The following is a 15,723-nucleotide window of genomic DNA, read 5'->3' as shown; positions in this document are numbered from 1 at the left end:
GGGGTATATACCCCCATCGGGGTATGATTGGTGACAATGTCCGTTTTTGAAGGTCTCGCGCTGGCCATCGACGCGATCGGCAAGCGCGAGTTCTATCCAGCTGTTACCGAGTATCTGCGGCGCTGCCTCAGCTACGACAATGTGATCGTCATCGTTTTCTCGGGCACCGCTGTCCCCACCGTGCTTTACAAGAAGATCTACGGCCCGGATGTGTTTCGATATCTTGCCGAGCAATATCTGCCGGCGGCCTATCTCCTGGACCCGATCTATCATTTTCATCTGCGACGCGGCGCGCCGGGGCTTTATCGTCTTCTCGACGTGGCACCGGACCAGTTTCGCCGCAGCCGCTATTTCAAATGGTATTATGGGCGGATCGGCATCACCGACGAAATCTCGGTCGTGCTGTCGATCGGGGAGAACGCGACCGTCACCATATCCATGGGCAAGGACGGTTCTTCCGGCCAGGCCTTCACGCAAAAAGCCGAGGTCTGCCTGCGCTCGCATGAGCCGGCAATCATGTCGCTGCTGCGTGCCCACTGGGTTGCGTCAGAAACCCCGCCTGCGGTCGCTCCGCGTTCGATGTCAATCACCGACAGCCTGATTGCGGCAATGCGGAAGCACCACGATGTCCTGTTGAGCAAACGTCAGGCCGAAGTGGCGCTTCTCATTCTGCAGGGGCACTCCTCGCCATCGATCGGTTTAAACCTCGGCGTCAGCCCGCAAACAGTGAAGGTCTTCCGCAAGCAGCTTTACAGCAAATGCAGCCTTTCCTCGCAAGCAGAGCTGTTTGCGCTCATGATGCCGATCCTGGAGGGGGCGACCAGCCAAGGCTCCGGCCGGCAAAACGAACGAGGCGGGTTGTAGAAACTGCATCAGAGCCGTGCCGACCTCATGTCCACTTGCACTTTCCATGATGACTTCGCGATCTCCAGAGCATTCCGGTCGCGGGCATTGAGTTTGCACCAATCATTATGGTTTTCCTGGCGGTGACGCTGACTTGCTTGTTGGATCTGTCGCTCCTTTTCGGGAGCGCCTGGTGCATTTTTTCGATAGCCGGCCACGCCTGTTCGATCCCATTTCCCGAAGGATCGAGGGTGCAGCAGGGCTTGCTCTCGCGGCCGTGGCGGTCTGGCAAATCGGGGGTGCCTAAACGGCGCTCATGCGACGCTACGTGCGTCTTTTCGACAGGGACATCAGTGTCCATCCAAGTCCCAAACGCTCCTTCATTCTTTCAACGCGATTGCCGAAGATAGCACGTATCGGAGCATTGACTTTCCAGGAGTTTACCAATCGCATGATCCCTTTGCGCGCAATTGGTGAAACAGTGAACAATTCCAATGGCTCGAATTCAGGCACGAGCAAATCAGCCAATTCTTGCTTGTATACCCAGCGACGCAGCTGGCCGGGTGCAGGCGGAGGGATAGCATTGTATTTTTCGAGAACATGGCGGTTTTGGGTCGCCAACATCAGATACCCGCCCGGCCGCAGATGGGTGGAGAGTTTGCGGATGAAGGCTCTTTGATCGAAGACATGCGATAAAACCTCAAGCGTTATGATGACGTCAAATGCTGGCGTGCCAAAGTCCAGGGCCATGAAGTCACCAGCGATGAATTTCGCCTGGGGCCAACGCATCGCCGCCCGGTTTAGTACTTCGTCAGAAAGATCGGTCGCCGTCACGACACCGTATCGGCCTAGCTTTGGAGCGAGCCACCCGGAACCGCAGCCGACGTCAAGTATATCGAGATTTCTTCGGCCGGTATTTTCAAGCCATCCCAGAATGACTTCAGCTTGACGAGCGCTGACTTCGCTCATCTGGTGCTCACGATTGTCGGCATTCCATCTGTTCCAGAACGATGTCTGAAGGTCGATCGGCGCATCGCCTTCGGAAAAATTGTACGGCGTCGACATAGGCTTTCCTCTGTGCCAGCGACTGGCCTAGACAGGATCTCTGTATGTTCAGAGCATCCAAGCTGGTAGGAACCCTGTCAACATAACTATTTGGATAGTCGCAATGGTGCGCATTGAGCCACGGCCACCACCACAAGCATGAGGGTGAAGCCGTCGGCGTCATGGCCGGCTTGATCCCGTGTCCGCTCACGCTCTTTGTCATGACCTTCGCGATATCCAGAGGCGTTTCGTTCGCCGGCATTCTTTTTGCCATCACCCTTGATGGTCGGCGTAGCGCTGACGCTGTCTTTGTCGCGCTTCTGTCGCTCCTGCTCCGCGAACGTCTTTCTTCGACGGCAGGCCACGCCTGTTCGAAACTGTTTCCCGAGCCATTGAGGGCGCTGCCGACTTGTTGCTTGCCCGCGTGGCGGTTTGATCACGTCGGTCTGAAATGCCGTGACCCAGATCGAGAGGTGGATCAAGACCCATTTACCGGAGGTCAGCCGTGTCTTCGGCGGGGTGGAGAGTTTCGACGCGCATCTGCGTTCCACAATGGAACAGGCGGATAAGTGATCCCGGCGCCGAAGTGGCGCCGGGCGAATTTGCATCGCGCTAGATCATCCGCTTGATGTCGATGTAATCGCCTTCGGTCTGGATCGTCAGCGTCACGTCGCTGTCACCGCGGTTGCGCCAGAACCAGCCGTGGTTCCCGTCGAAAGCAGCTTCCAGCACACCTTCGCCGGAAGGGACGCTGCGGCCCTTTTCGTAGCTGACAGATTGTCCGCCTCCATCGCCATGGGCGTCGAAGTTGACGACGCCACCGTCCACGGTCCAGGCGAAGTTCGCCTTGGCGCCTTGCCGCATCACAAGTTTGACCTCAATGCCCTGACCCGGTGTAAGTGTGAAGGACATTTCATCTCGCCTTCCGATGGTCGGGGCCGGAGCTTCCGCAGGGACTTCGGCGACCTGCGGCGCCGCACTCGGATCGATTGGCACGGCTTCGGCAAGAGCAATTTCGCCGACTGTCACATCGTCTTGCGCCGCAGGACTTGCCGTTTGCGACGGTGACAAGGCAGGCCGCTCGGCGGTCAAACCAACGAGAAGATTTTCAATGCGGTCCATGCGCGCAATTAGTTCTTCCGGTGCGGCAGTTTTCGGCAGGCTCGCTGCTGTGGCCTTCCCGCTGCTGGTTTCATCCACGGCCGCCTCGGCCGCCAATTGGGTCTTGATTTCGCCCATCTCGGTGAGGCCCAGGAACCGTCCGACACCGGTCGGGTCGATCGCATACTCGGACGGCATGACGACCGTGATGAGCAAGGCGAATGCCGTCAGCGCGGCAATCATGGTGGAGCGCTTGAGCTGCGCTGAAGTCGGCAAATCGGCGCGGCTGGGAAGGTCGGTGTTGTACATGGTTTCGGTTCCTTATGCTGCGACGAACAGACCGGTGAGCTGATATCCGATCAGCAGGAAACCAGCCGTCATCATAATGACGTTTGCGGTGTAGGCATGGCGCCAGAAGCTTCGTGTCCGGCGCCAGTAGCCCATGGCGATCAGGATGGCGCCAAGAGCCATGAGTTGGCCGATCTCGACGCCGACATTGAAGGCGAGCAGGTTGGGCACCAGGCCGTCCGGCGAGATGTTGTATTCGATGATCTTCGTCGACAGGCCGAAACCATGGAAGAAGCCGAAGACCAGCGTCGCGATCTTGGTGTTCGGCTGGAAGCCGAGCCATCGCTGGAAAGCGCCCATATTATCGAGCGCCTTGTAGACCACGGACAGGCCGATGATCGCATCGATGATGTAGCTGTTGATGCCGACGTTGAAATAGACGCCAAGCAGCATGGTCGTGGAGTGGCCGAGCGCAAACAGGCTGACATAGATGCCGATATGCTTCATCCGGTAGAGGAAGAAGACCACGCCAAAAAGGAACAGGATGTGGTCGTATCCGGTCACCATGTGCTTGGCGCCGAGATAGATGAAGGGCAGCACGTTGATGCCCGAGATTTCCTGGATATAGCCCTTGTCGCCCTCGGCCACGGCGTGGGCGAAGGCAGCCCCGCCCAGGAGCGGCAGGGTCATGAGAGCGATAAGCAGGGGCAGGGCGGGTCGCCAACACGTGCGACGCGAGCCTGTCCGGCCCCGGTCGAAGGGTCCTTGCATAAGATTTCCAATCTTCGTCGTTGAGGGTGGCCGCGCGAGCGGCCGCGATCATGCGGCGAGGAATGGTCTCGGCGGTCGCTCAAGCCGGAATGTCGTATCCGGATCGACGAAAATCAGCGGATAATTCAGCCAGCCCCGTTCGAGTTGCGGAACGGTCGGTGCGAAGTCGGAGGGCGTACTCGCCGTCTCGTGCGAGTGGTCTGCCGCATTGTGCCCGTGAAAATGTCCAATGCTCTGCTCGTCCGAAACGCCATCATCGTGTGCGTGGCCATGATCTTCGATCTGCGCGGCGGCTCCGCCGTGACGTTCAACCGCGGTGGCAATCGCGATCGGATCGTGTGAGGTCGAATAGCCGAAAGGACGCAGCACGCCGAACATCATCGCTAAAGCGATGACCAGACAAAAAACCGTGCTGTGGATCCGATTCGACATGAACGGCGATTATTCTCTAAAATCCTAACGAATGGTTTTTGCTACATCAGAATCGAGGCCTCTTTGAGACTTGCATATCCCCTCCGGGAGGATAGTATCCGTCGCATGAGCGGCCAACCCCACATCCACGAAACCCATCCCGATATCGTCAAGCGCCTGAAAAGGGCCGATGGACATCTCAAGGGCGTCATCGACATGATCGAAGCGGGCCGGCCCTGCCTCGACCTCGCCCAGCAGCTTCATGCTGTCGAGAAGGCCATCTCGCAAGCCAAGAAGACCCTGATCCAGGATCATCTCAACCATTGCCTTGAAGACGTTGTCGGGCCCTTGGCGCGCGAGCAGCGCCGCTCGATCGATGAGTTCAAGGATATTACCAAGTACCTGTGAGAAACGTCATGCTGGGTAGAGTGCGGGACTGGTTCGGCTTCGGCCCTATGACAGAGGGCTTCAGCGGCCACGGACATGATCACGGTGATGGTGGCCATGGCCACACCCATGGCGTCATCGATCCGACGATCGCCACGACGACGCGCGGCATATGGGCGATCAAATGGTCATTCGTCGTTCTGGCCATCACGGCAGCGCTTCAGCTCGTGGTGGTGTTCCTCTCCGGCAGCGTGGCGCTGCTGGCCGACACGATCCACAATGTCGGCGACGCGGCCACTGCCATTCCGCTGTGGATCGCCTTCGTGCTGGTCCGCCGCAAACCGAGCAAGACGTTCACCTACGGGCTGGGCCGGGTCGAGGATCTGGCCGGGATCGTCATCGTTCTCATCATTCTCTTCAGTGCCATCGTCGCCGGCTACGAGGCGATCGACAGGTTGATCAATCCGCGGCCCATCGCGTTTCTTGGCTGGGTCGCCATCGCCGGCCTCATAGGCTTCATCGGCAATGAAGCGGTCGCCGTCTTCCGTATCCGCGTCGGGCGAGAGATCAACAGCGCAGCCCTGATCGCGGACGGCTATCATGCCCGCACCGACGGCTTTACCAGTCTGGCGGTCGTGCTGGGCGCTATCGGCGTCTGGCTGGGTTTTCCGCTTGCCGATCCGATCGTCGGGCTGCTGATCACCGTGGCGATCTTCGCCATCGTCTGGCAGTCGTCGAAAGCCGTGTTGACCCGCATGCTCGACGGTGTTGAGCCCGCCATCGTCGACGAAATCCATCATGCCGCCGAACACGTGTCGGGCAACGGGCGCGTTGAAAGCGTTCAGGCACGCTGGATCGGACATCGTCTGCATGCCGATGTCGCCATCAGTGTTCCGGAGATGGCGACGGCCAAGGACGTGCTGGGCGTAACCGAAGCCCTCAAGGAGGAGCTGTTCGCCCACTTGCCGGCGTTGGCGGAAGCTAATGTCCGCCTGGTGAGCCCAGCCGGGCTGGCCGTCACTGGCGCGGAAGCCTCTCATGCTCACCATCATGCGCCGGAGCCCTTCAAACTCGCCTGCGATCTGGCTGCGGGGACGTTGGAAATCGTCGACACGCCCGCTGGCGAGCGGATGCGGCTGACCATAGAACGGCATGCCGACGATCTGACAGCGACGGTGATCATCGACCGGCCCAACGGGGCGGAGATGCTTCGCCTCGAACCCGTTGCAGACAACCATCATCGGCTTGAGAGCACCGTCGCCCCTGCTGAGCCGCATGAGTTCCAGGCGAGGTTGATCCTGGTCGCGAAGGGTCGCGAGCAGGTGCTGCCATTCAAGATGGTCGAGCCGGAAGGCCACCACCACTGAGACAGGCGGGCTGTCGCGCTACTTTCCTGGCTCGACGAACCCCAATCCGCTGCAAGAAGGCAAAACATGCTTCAGGTCCTGGCCAATCGCACCTACCGTCATCTCTTCCTGGCCCAGGTGATCGCCCTGATCGGCACTGGCCTTGCCACCGTGGCGCTCGGGCTGCTGGCCTATGATCTTGCCGGCGCCGATGCCGGCGCGGTGCTCGGCACGGCGCTCGCCATCAAGATGATCGCCTATGTCGGCGTGGCGCCTGTCGCCGCTGCGTTCGCAGAGCGCCTGCCACGCCGCACCATGTTGGTTTCGCTCGACCTCATCCGGGCAGCAGTCGCGGTGTTCCTGCCCTTCGTTACCGAAGTCTGGCAGGTATATCTTCTCATCTTCGTCCTGCAGTCGGCGTCGGCAGGCTTCACTCCGGCCTTTCAGGCCTCGATCCCCGACGTGCTGCCCGAGGAGAAGGACTACACGCGGGCCCTGTCGCTTTCGCGTCTGGCCTACGACCTCGAAAGTGTTGTCAGTCCCATGCTGGCGGCGGCGCTGCTTTCCGTCATCAGCTTCCACAGCCTGTTCGCCGGGACGGTTATCGGCTTTCTCGCCTCGGCGGCGCTGGTGGTGTCGGTGGTCCTGCCGAGCCCTAAACCGTCGCAGCCGCGCGGCGTTTACGATCGTACCACGCGCGGATTGCGCATCTATCTGGCGACGCCGCGATTGCGCGGGTTGCTGGCCCTTAACGTTGCCGTCGCGGCGGCAAGCGCGATGGTGATCGTCAACACAGTCGTCCTGGTTCAGGCACAGTTCGGCCTCTCGCAAAGTGACACGGCGCTGGCGCTCGCAGCGTTCGGCGGCGGATCGATGATTGCAGCTCTTGCCCTGCCGCGGCTGCTGGAGAACGTCCCGGACCGGGTTGCGATGCTCTCGGGCGCCGCGATCCTGGTCGTGGGCGTGCTGGTGGGACCTCTCGCCGGCAGCTACTATCTGCTACTGGCGCTCTGGTTCGTGCTCGGGCTCGGCTATTCGCTGGCGCAGACGCCTTCGGGCCGATTGATCAGGCGTTCCGCCGATGCCGTCGACCGGCCCGCTTTGTTTGCTGCCCAATTCGCGCTTTCGCATGCCTGCTGGTTGATCACGTATCCCATTGCCGGCCGTGTCGGTGCGGCGATGGGATTGTCTTTCACATTCATTCTGCTCGGCATCATTGGCGCCGCTGCCCTGCTTGCCGCGGTCTGGCTCTGGCCGAAACATGATCCCGACGTGCTTGTGCACACGCATGTCGATCTGCCTGAGGACGACCGGCACATCGGCGACGACGCAGTATGGTCGGAAGCGGGGTATGAGCATTCGCATGGCTACGTCGTCGATGATCGGCACCCGAAATGGCCCAAGACAAGCTGAGAACTCAACATGCCTGGCGAGCTCGCCATCTATGGCGGTCTATTTCTGACCGCGTTCGCGGCGGCGACCATCCTGCCGATGCACTCGGAAGCAGCCCTTGCGGGACTACTTCTGACAGAAAGCTATGCCCCGACTTCGCTCATCGTCTCCGCAAGCGCCGGCAATGTGCTCGGCTCGATCGTGAACTGGTGGCTCGGCCGGGGCGTCGATCGCTTTCGCGACCGCAAATGGTTCCCTGTGAAGCCCTCCGCGCTGACGCGCGCGAACGCGATGGTATCAGCGCTATGGACGATGGTCGCTGCTGTTGAGCTGGTTGCCTCTCATCGGCGATCCGCTGACGCTTGTGGCGGGAGCGCTGCGGGAGCCGTTCTGGAGCTTCCTTGCGATCGTCACGATCGCGAAGGTCGGCCGCTAGCTCGCGCTGGCGGCGATGACGCTGAGCTGGATTTAGCGCTTGTCGAGACCGAGCGCCGGTTCGGCGACGCAGGCGGGCCTCGCTTTCCTATGGCAAACGCAGCGCCGCGCGCATGCGCGTCGCGGGACCGGCCAACAAGCTAAGGCACAGCGCGCGAAGGGCTCAAGCCAACGTCGACATTGTTAAGACATTCCTGTGGCCGCGCGCCAGGCCTGCACAACGAAGCTGTGCTGGTTCCAGATCATCAGAGCTCCACTCACAGACGTTATCGCACTTCTGCCGATCAGGAGCGCTTTGTCGCAGATGGATGTACCGACCCGCACCTCCTACGTCATGGCCGTGGTATCGCCTGGTGAGCGGGCCGCAGCCGCGGGTGTCACCGCTGTCCCGCGCAGCCTCGCGGCAGCCGCCAGCCCGATGCTTGCCGGCTCGCTGCTCGCAATGTCCGGTTTCGGTTGGCCGCTGCTGATCGCCGGCGCCTTGAAGATTGTCTACGATATGCTTCTGCTTGCGATGTTTCGCAAGGTTCGCCCGCCAGAGGAACGACTGGAGGGTCTATAGCAGCCCGCAGCATGCGCGAGCCAATATGAGCGGCGCGCCTTACATCATTCTGCAGGTGCTACGTCCTTGGCAACCGCTTGACCAGCGCGCCAACGCCTCCATCTTAATCGTACCGGTGCTCGCTCCCAGCGCGAGGTGTAACTGATATGTCGAAAGCCGTCTTCGCTTTTGCGCTCGCAGGCGTCTGCCTGGTATCGACACCGGTGTTTGCCGACAAGGTCGATCTCGGGCTAGAAACTTTTCACCAAACCTGTCTTGCCCATGGCCCCGACTTCGAGCGAACCGTCGCTGTGGCGAAGACGCGTGGATGGACACCGCTATCCGGTGACGCAGCGCTTGCTCCAGTCGATGAAGTGAATGCCTTTCAGGGGTGGGCCGTGACTGGCAACGATCTACCTGCCGGAACCATAATCGCAGTGACCAAAGCCAACTTGAACGGCAAAGCCGTGCAGACCTGTTCCATCCGACTGTTCGACGTCGACCGCGCAACATTCGAACAGCGCTTCTTCGCCCGAACGGACGCCGAAAAAATCAGCGAGGACCGGAATGGAGATCAGGTCTCCAAACTTTACATATTGATTGCAGGCAATCGAAAACAGCTCGTCCATTTGACATCGCCGGTCGACACGGAGCGAGCGAATTCGATCATTGCAAGCTCGATAGCCGACGACTAATCAGGCGCCGATGCCTTTTCCCGCCATCCTCTGGAACAGGTCGTCTGCCTGTGCCGGTGAAAGGTTCATGTCGGTGGCGACCCACCAGGCGAGGACCGCAAGAAATGCGCCGGCGATGAACTGAATGGCGAATTCCGCAGGCATGCCGCGATCGCCGATCCGTTTGTCGACGAGTTCTTCCCGGACGGCTCGCCGGATACGCTCACGCAATTCGTCGTGGATCGTATCGCCGCTGCTTGCAAGCAATGCGTGGTGAAGCGGTCGGAATGCATGGGCGTGCTCGAACATGGGCAGGCTGAACTCGAACAGGCGGCTATCTGTTTCTTGACTTGCCGCCTCGCGCCTGCGGCCTATCGACCGCAGATGCGCCTCGATGGTTGCGCTGCGCAGAGCATCCTTGTCGGCATAGTGGGTATAGAAGGTCGACCTGCCAACATTGGCCCGCTGGCAAATGTCATCGACCGTGATGGCGGCATATCCTTGCTCCGGGATCAGGGCGATGAGCGCATCCTGCAGCAGGCCGCGCGTCCGCGCGACGCGTCGATCGATCGTGTTCCGCTCGCCCGCACGTTCGGTTTTCATGGTCATGGCCCTCTGCAGTGGCCGGTTTCGGACATTCGGCGGCCCGGTGTCCGACAACAGCATTTCCAGACATTGTGTCCATTATGATACGCCAAGTCCAGGAGCTCAAATCGGGTTTGGGCATGCCGCAATGAAGCAGAAGGTCGCCAGCCATGCACTCATCTGATCATCACGCCGGTAACGGATCGCATTCGCGCAAGAGGGTGATTGCGTTGGCCCTGCTTGCCAAGCTGTCGCTGGTCGCCGGCTTCCTCGTCCTCGCCAAATTGGGCATGAGCTATATTCAGGCCGGTGCCTGGACGGCGGCATTCCACGGCCTCGTCCTCGCCGTGATCGCGGGATTGGCGCTGTGGGGCAGCCTGCGTCACCGGGGGCTGGTCGGCAAGGGTGCGCACGGCGCGAGCGACAGGGGCACCGGCATCGTCCTGCACCGGGCGGCGGCCTATGACTTGCTTGCGCGCGTTCTGACCTTTGGCCGCGAGGGCCGGTTTCGCGAGCTCATGCTTCGCCCGGCAAAGCTCCAGCCCGGCGAAGCGATGCTCGATGTCGCCTGCGGCACGGGCACCCTTGCCATTGCCGCGAAGCGGCTGGTCGGTTCGGGCGGAAGCATCACCGGCGTCGATGCGTCGGCCGAAATGATCGAGAGGGCGCGCGCCAAGGCCGAGCGGTCCGGTCTCGATCTGACTTTCGTCAACGGGACGGCGCAGGAGCTTCCCTTCAAGGACGCGCAATTCGACATCGTCGTCGGCACGCTAATGCTGCATCACCTGTCGAAGCCCGTTCGATCGGCCTTCATCCGCGAGGCGGCACGCGTCTTGAAGCCAGCAGGCCGACTGTTACTCATCGATTTCGGCAGGCCCGTGCGCAAGTCCAGATTGCCCAGGCTCCACAAGCATGGTCATGTCGATATGCATTCGGTCGCCTCGCTGTTGACCGAGAGCGGATTTCAGGTCAGCGATATCGGCGCCGTCGGGACCAAGAACCTGAACTATATTCGCGCGACGGTGAAAAAGGACCAGCCGGGCCAGGCGTCGTGATCATGCTCAGACTCTAGTTGCATGACGACCTGTTCTGGTATGTCCCATTTCGGCCTGCTTGCAATGGCAGGTGTACCTGATCCGGAATCGACGAGCGAAATGTGAGCGAAAAATGCAGCTGACGGGCATAGTATCAGGCGCGGCGCTGTTGCTCGCTTCCGCCGCGGCGGCGAACGCCCATCCGCATGTGTTTGCCGAAGCGAAGCTGGACCTGACCGTTGGTCCAGACCACACGGTCAAATCGCTTCGGCATCTCTGGCGTTTCGACGACCTCTTTTCCAGCATCGTGCTGATGGAATTCGACAAGAATTCCGACCTTGTCCTTGATGCCAAGGAACTCGATGAAGTCGCTCTCACCGTCCATGCGTCGCTGGCCGAGTACAACTATTTTCAGATGGTGACCTTGAACGGCAAGGACGTGACGATGGCGCCACCGCCGAAGTTCAGCGTCAGCTATGAAAACGATCGACTCGTCGTCCAGTTCGAAACGCAGCCGAAGGACCCGTTGGCCCTTGCTGGAAAAGTCAGCATCGGCGTGTACGACCCGACCTTCTACACGGCGATCGATTTTACCGACGACGACAAGATTGCTGTGGCTGGCCTTCCTGAAGGCTGCTCACGCGCGGTCGTGCGTCCAGATCCGGACACGGCCATCGCGCAGAACCAGAAGAGCCTGACAGACGCGTTCTTTAGTGACCCGACGGGGACCGATCTCGGCAAGATCTTCGCGACACGCCTCGAACTGACCTGCGGCTGAAGCGGAGCCGGTTCGATGGCCATGTTCCAGATGCTGGTCGAGTTCCAGCGCACGATCTACCTGGCGCTTGCCGAGCAGATCAAACTGCTTTCGGCCGGCGGCGATTGGCTGGCCTTCACGGCCTTTCTGCCCATGGGCATTCTGTTCGGTGCGGCGCACGCGCTGACGCCGGGCCATAGCAAAGCCGTGCTGGCGACTTATCTGGCCGGATCGGATGCCAGTGTCCGGCGTGGGCTTCTGGTATCGCTGGCACTTTCCTTCACCCATGTGACGATCGCCGTGCTGATCGCGGCGCTCTCTTTGCCGTTGGTGTCGATTGCCCTGGGCAGTGTTGGCCGTGCGCCGCTACTGGAAGACATCAGCCGCGGGTTGCTTGGCCTGATTGGCATCTGGATGCTCTGGCGTGCATTGAGTCACGGCTATCACCACAAGCATGAGGGCGAGGCCGTCGGCGTCATGGCCGGCTTGATCCCCTGTCCGCTGACGCTTTTTGTGATGACCTTTGCGATATCCAGAGGCGTTCCGGTCGCCGGCATTCTTTTCGCAATCACCATGATGGCCGGCGTGGCGCTGACGCTGTCTTGCGTTGCGGTGCTGTCGATCCTGTTTCGCGAGCGCTTGGTGCATTTTTTCGATAGCTGGCCACGCCTGTTCGATGCCATTTCGCGGACCATCGAGGGCGTCGCTGGCCTCATTCTAGCTGGCGTAGCCGTTTGGCAAATCACGTCTCCTTAACGCCGTTTTGGAAAAAGAGACCATGCGACTAGAACCCAATCTCCAAGAAACCCGGACCCAACTCTGCTTTTGGGCGAAACAGAGTTGGGCGCATGACCGACGAGCCGCCTGCGACGAACTGCGTTGTGAGCGTGTCGAGGCACCGCACTGGCGCAAAGTGTTGACGACCAAGGAAGGGCAAAGCTTCGGCGACAGCGAGAGAGATGGGCGACAAGGTGAGGGTCGCGACGAATGCGCCGCAAGTCTAGCCAGGACAAAGGCGGTGGTCGCACTCGAACCGCGCTGCTATCACGGCAAGGCAAAGAATCTTCAGGCGTTCGCCATCGCAGAGCGTGTGGCTTAGTGAGGTGTGCCCTTGCGTCCTTCAATTGCCGAACGGATTGCAATCCCCGAGCGACATACTGGATTCGCCTTCACCCGACGATACCGGTTGCCTATTGCCGTGAGGATTGTGGGCTCCTCGGGAGATCATGAGTGACCGACCGTCAAAAGATCGCCTGGATGATAGCGCTAGCCATACTTGCGGGCATTGCGGTGATTTTGCTCGATCACTGGATCAAGGGCGATCTATCCATGGCGCTGCCATTGACTTCGGTCGACAAGACCAACTCGTCTTCTGTCTGATCTCGTCCGCCGGTCGATGTCGGCCGGCTTTTGTTCGGTCGAGTTCGCAGCGCGAAATTGGGTTTGCTAGCCTTGATTGAGCAGGCCCCGGCGCTGCGGTAGCAGCTCCGGTTTGGCGATCTTGGCCTAATGCGGTTGCGCAATAGCGCCAAATACGCTTCAGAGATGGCCCCAGTCAGATCAAGCAGAGGATATCATGCCGGCGGACGATGGTAGTCTACGCGACATTCTTGGAATTCTATTGGTTCTCGTACTCGTTGGCGCAAATGGCTTCTTTGTCGCCGCCGAATTTGCGTTGGTGGCGGTCAGGCGGAGCCGAGTCGACGAACTTGCTACCGCTGGACGTTTGAACGCCGGGCTGCTTCAAAGAGCCTTGGCGAATCTCGATGCCAATCTTGCCGCCACCCAGCTGGGTATCACCATTTCGTCGCTGGCGCTTGGCTGGGTTGGCGAACCTGCACTCGCCCATCTGATCGAGCCACTGCTGATTGGAGCGATGGGGTCTCTTGCCACCGCCGGATCCCATACAATCGCCGTCGCAATTGCTTTTATTATCATCACTGCTCTCCACATCGTTCTGGGCGAGTTGGCGCCGAAAAGCCTGGCGCTTCAGCGTAGCGAGGGCACAGCACTATGGGTGGTGCGTCCGCTAGGCCTGTTCCTGTTCCTGCTCAGGCCGGCGATCCTCGCTCTAAACGGCCTCGGCAACCTGGTGTTGCGGCTCTGCGGGCTGCGGCCAGGCACGGGCGAGGAGTCCCTGCATTCGCCTGAAGAGCTGAAGCTGCTTGTCGCGGCGAGCCAGGAGGCAGGGCTGCTTCACCAGACCCAGCAGGAGCTCGTCGAGCGCGTCTTCAACATTGGCGATCGGCGCATCGCCGACATCATGACGCCGCGGCGCGATATCGACTGGATCGACACTGAGGACAGTCCAGACGAGATTCTGCATACCATCCGTGAATGTCGCCATGAGCAGCTTCTGGTCGGCCGTGGCGGGATAGATGAACCAATCGGCATGATCCTGAAGAAGGATCTCCTCGACCAAGTGCTCGTCGGGAAAACGCTCGATCCAATGGCGGTCATCCGCGACCCCGTGATCGTTCATGAAGGAACGCCGATATTCCGCGTTCTCGATCGGTTCAAGAGGGCACCGGTACGCCTGGCGATCGTCATCGACGAATATGGCGCTCTGGAGGGGATCGTCACCCAGACCGATCTGCTCGAAGCCATCGCAGGCGACCTTCCGGATCTGGACGGTGAGGACCCCGACGTCGTCGAACGTGAAGACGGCTCCCTGCTGATCGACGGTATGATGCTGGCGCACGATGCTTTCGCTCTCCTCGGCTTTCGATCAGGGGCAGAGGGTGATTTTCACACGATCGCCGGGTTCGCCCTGTCCCGGCTTGGGCATCTTCCGGAAGCTGGTGAGCACTTCGACTACGAGGGCTGGCGCTTCGAGATTCTCGATATGGACGGAAGGCGGATAGACAAGCTGCTCGCTCGGCGTGAGCCGCCTACATTCCACGGGAAGTCGCCCGATAGCGGCCTTCGACGCCCATGACGAGAGGCGTATAGGCGAGTGAGACAGAGTAGTTGAACTGAACTCGTCAAAGCAGACGTGTTCACTTCCGGAAAGTCTCGTGAAACGGATGGCAGAGCCTGATGTGGAACTCGTGGTTGCCGGGGACGCCAGCATCGATGATATTGCGCCCGGACAGCCCGTTTCAATACGCTTCTCCGCGTTCGACACGAACACGACCCCGGAATGCAAGGGCACGGTGCAGACAGTCTCAGCCGACCTGATCAAGGATCCACAACGGCAGATTTCGTATTTCGTGGCGAGGACGACGCTGGACGACCAGAACTCATGCCTGCGTGGCAGCAGGTGGCTCCAGGCTGGCATGCCCGCGGAGGTCCACAACCAGACGGGTGAGCGCAACGTCTGGTCTTACGTGATGAAGCCTTTGTCGGACCAGGTCCATAGGGCGTTCCGGGAGTAGAGGTCGCCAGCCGATATCACCTTGGTCGACACAAAATTTCATTGCCATTCGCTGAGTAGTCAACGAGGGGTATTTTCGTCGCAGTAACACTAGACGAACTTGTCGAGCTTTGCGGTTGCGGATTCGTGCTGCAAGTAGGCATGAATCTCGACCCGCCACTGACGGATGTGCGCTCTTCAACTAGCGATCCAGGACCTTGAGGATCGCTTGCGCGTGAGCGAATCCGTGTTGCTGGAACTGGAAGCATCCCAGCAGCAGAGATCAGAGGATTGCTCAATCAAGCGTCGACGACACTACGGAATGCCGCTAATAAACTCGATAACCGCAGTCGTCTCATCCTGAGCCAAATAGTCAAGTCCATGCGGGAAAATTTCAAGGGAGATAGAATATAGCTGGAGCTGTTCTCTCTGGAAATTTCAAAATCCTGACGTCGGCAAGCCGGCTGAATCTGTATGTTTCCAGCGAAAAGTCTAATCGTCACATCTTCCAATAGTGGGGCTCTTGAACAGATACTCATCGCATCAAATTTGATGTACATTCCTTTGGGGAAGCAGATGGGAGGCAGCTCTTGGGCGGGGGTAGTACATGGCATTCACTTCACAGCCGTCGTTGCACGGAATCGAAAATATTCCATCGCATGTCGGGCTCAATGACGACGATGCGGCGCTAATCAAAAGGCTGGGATTCACGCCGAAGCGCTATCTGGCGGAGACGGTCATCGTCAATCAGGGCGAGGA

The 15,723-nt window shown here is 59.8% G+C and carries 17 protein-coding genes and 2 pseudogenes; 13 read left to right on the top strand and 6 right to left on the bottom strand.

All coding sequences use genetic code 11. From position 1 onward, the window contains the following. Nucleotides 1-36 precede the first annotated feature (36 nt). Nucleotides 37-864 carry a helix-turn-helix transcriptional regulator gene (locus NKH57_RS20895; protein WP_352946837.1) on the top strand — a complete coding sequence of 276 codons (828 nt, stop codon included), beginning with the start codon at nt 37-39 and terminating at the stop codon, nt 862-864. A gap of 303 nt (nt 865-1,167) precedes the next feature. Here NKH57_RS20895 and NKH57_RS20890 read toward each other — a convergent pair whose 3' ends face one another. The 5 genes from NKH57_RS20890 to NKH57_RS20870 form a co-directional block, all read right to left on the bottom strand. After that, nucleotides 1,168-1,908, bottom strand: coding sequence for a class I SAM-dependent methyltransferase (locus tag NKH57_RS20890; protein ID WP_352946834.1), 741 nt, complete (start codon nt 1,906-1,908; stop codon nt 1,168-1,170). Between the two features lie 86 nt (nt 1,909-1,994). After that, nucleotides 1,995-2,369 carry a hypothetical protein gene (locus tag NKH57_RS20885; protein WP_352946832.1) on the bottom strand — a complete coding sequence of 125 codons (375 nt, stop codon included), beginning with the start codon at nt 2,367-2,369 and terminating at the stop codon, nt 1,995-1,997. Nucleotides 2,370-2,499: 130 nt separating this feature from the next. After that, the gene (locus tag NKH57_RS20880; protein ID WP_352946830.1) at nt 2,500-3,297 is read right to left on the bottom strand and encodes a hypothetical protein; all 798 of its coding nucleotides are present in this window, start codon (nt 3,295-3,297) and stop codon (nt 2,500-2,502) included. Nucleotides 3,298-3,309: 12 nt separating this feature from the next. After that, the gene (locus NKH57_RS20875; protein ID WP_352946828.1) at nt 3,310-3,966 is read right to left on the bottom strand and encodes a HupE/UreJ family protein; all 657 of its coding nucleotides are present in this window, start codon (nt 3,964-3,966) and stop codon (nt 3,310-3,312) included. A gap of 129 nt (nt 3,967-4,095) precedes the next feature. After that, nucleotides 4,096-4,479 (bottom strand): hypothetical protein, encoded by a 384-nt coding sequence (locus NKH57_RS20870; RefSeq protein WP_352946826.1) that lies wholly within the window; start codon nt 4,477-4,479, stop codon nt 4,096-4,098. A 105-nt stretch (nt 4,480-4,584) separates the two neighbouring features. Between NKH57_RS20870 and NKH57_RS20865 the strand changes: the two genes are divergently transcribed. From NKH57_RS20865 to NKH57_RS20840, 6 genes and pseudogenes are all read left to right on the top strand, one after another. Then, the gene (locus tag NKH57_RS20865; RefSeq protein ID WP_352664930.1) at nt 4,585-4,866 is read left to right on the top strand and encodes a metal-sensing transcriptional repressor; all 282 of its coding nucleotides are present in this window, start codon (nt 4,585-4,587) and stop codon (nt 4,864-4,866) included. Between the two features lie 8 nt (nt 4,867-4,874). Further along, nucleotides 4,875-6,212 (top strand): cation diffusion facilitator family transporter, encoded by a 1,338-nt coding sequence (locus NKH57_RS20860; protein ID WP_352946823.1) that lies wholly within the window; start codon nt 4,875-4,877, stop codon nt 6,210-6,212. 66 nt (nt 6,213-6,278) lie between these two features. Next, complete coding sequence (locus NKH57_RS20855) at nt 6,279-7,604, top strand: MFS transporter (RefSeq protein ID WP_352946820.1); 1,326 nt, start codon at nt 6,279-6,281, stop codon at nt 7,602-7,604. A 9-nt stretch (nt 7,605-7,613) separates the two neighbouring features. Further along, nucleotides 7,614-8,019, top strand: a pseudogene (locus NKH57_RS20850) (YqaA family protein). Nucleotides 8,020-8,286: 267 nt separating this feature from the next. Then, nucleotides 8,287-8,580 (top strand): annotated as a pseudogene (locus NKH57_RS20845) (MFS transporter); the annotation flags it as partial. 146 nt (nt 8,581-8,726) lie between these two features. Next, entirely contained in the window at nt 8,727-9,254 is a 528-nt protein-coding gene (locus NKH57_RS20840; RefSeq protein WP_352946818.1) for a hypothetical protein, read from the top strand. Here the strand turns inward: NKH57_RS20840 and NKH57_RS20835 are convergent, their stop codons facing one another. Further along, entirely contained in the window at nt 9,255-9,842 is a 588-nt protein-coding gene (locus NKH57_RS20835; RefSeq protein ID WP_352946815.1) for a TetR/AcrR family transcriptional regulator, read from the bottom strand. A gap of 146 nt (nt 9,843-9,988) precedes the next feature. On the opposite strand from NKH57_RS20835, the gene NKH57_RS20830 reads away from it, so the two are divergent. From NKH57_RS20830 to NKH57_RS20805, 6 genes are all read left to right on the top strand, one after another. Next, the gene (locus tag NKH57_RS20830) at nt 9,989-10,873 is read left to right on the top strand and encodes a class I SAM-dependent methyltransferase (RefSeq protein ID WP_352946812.1); all 885 of its coding nucleotides are present in this window, start codon (nt 9,989-9,991) and stop codon (nt 10,871-10,873) included. A 112-nt stretch (nt 10,874-10,985) separates the two neighbouring features. Beyond that, entirely contained in the window at nt 10,986-11,630 is a 645-nt protein-coding gene (locus NKH57_RS20825; protein ID WP_352946810.1) for a DUF1007 family protein, read from the top strand. A 21-nt stretch (nt 11,631-11,651) separates the two neighbouring features. Next, entirely contained in the window at nt 11,652-12,365 is a 714-nt protein-coding gene (locus tag NKH57_RS20820) for a nickel/cobalt transporter (protein WP_352946909.1), read from the top strand. A gap of 474 nt (nt 12,366-12,839) precedes the next feature. Further along, complete coding sequence (locus NKH57_RS20815; RefSeq protein ID WP_352454963.1) at nt 12,840-12,989, top strand: hypothetical protein; 150 nt, start codon at nt 12,840-12,842, stop codon at nt 12,987-12,989. Between the two features lie 196 nt (nt 12,990-13,185). Beyond that, nucleotides 13,186-14,547 (top strand): hemolysin family protein, encoded by a 1,362-nt coding sequence (locus NKH57_RS20810; protein ID WP_352946807.1) that lies wholly within the window; start codon nt 13,186-13,188, stop codon nt 14,545-14,547. Between the two features lie 88 nt (nt 14,548-14,635). Next, entirely contained in the window at nt 14,636-14,986 is a 351-nt protein-coding gene (locus NKH57_RS20805; RefSeq protein WP_352946907.1) for a beta-barrel domain-containing protein, read from the top strand. The last annotated feature ends 737 nt before the right edge of the window (nt 14,987-15,723 follow it).

This window comes from Mesorhizobium sp. M1050, from assembly GCF_040318715.1.
In the GTDB taxonomy this organism is placed as follows: Bacteria; Pseudomonadota; Alphaproteobacteria; order Rhizobiales; family Rhizobiaceae; genus Mesorhizobium.
The sequence above is the reverse complement of the archived record's forward strand: the minus strand, read 5'-3'. Positions and strand labels throughout refer to the sequence as shown.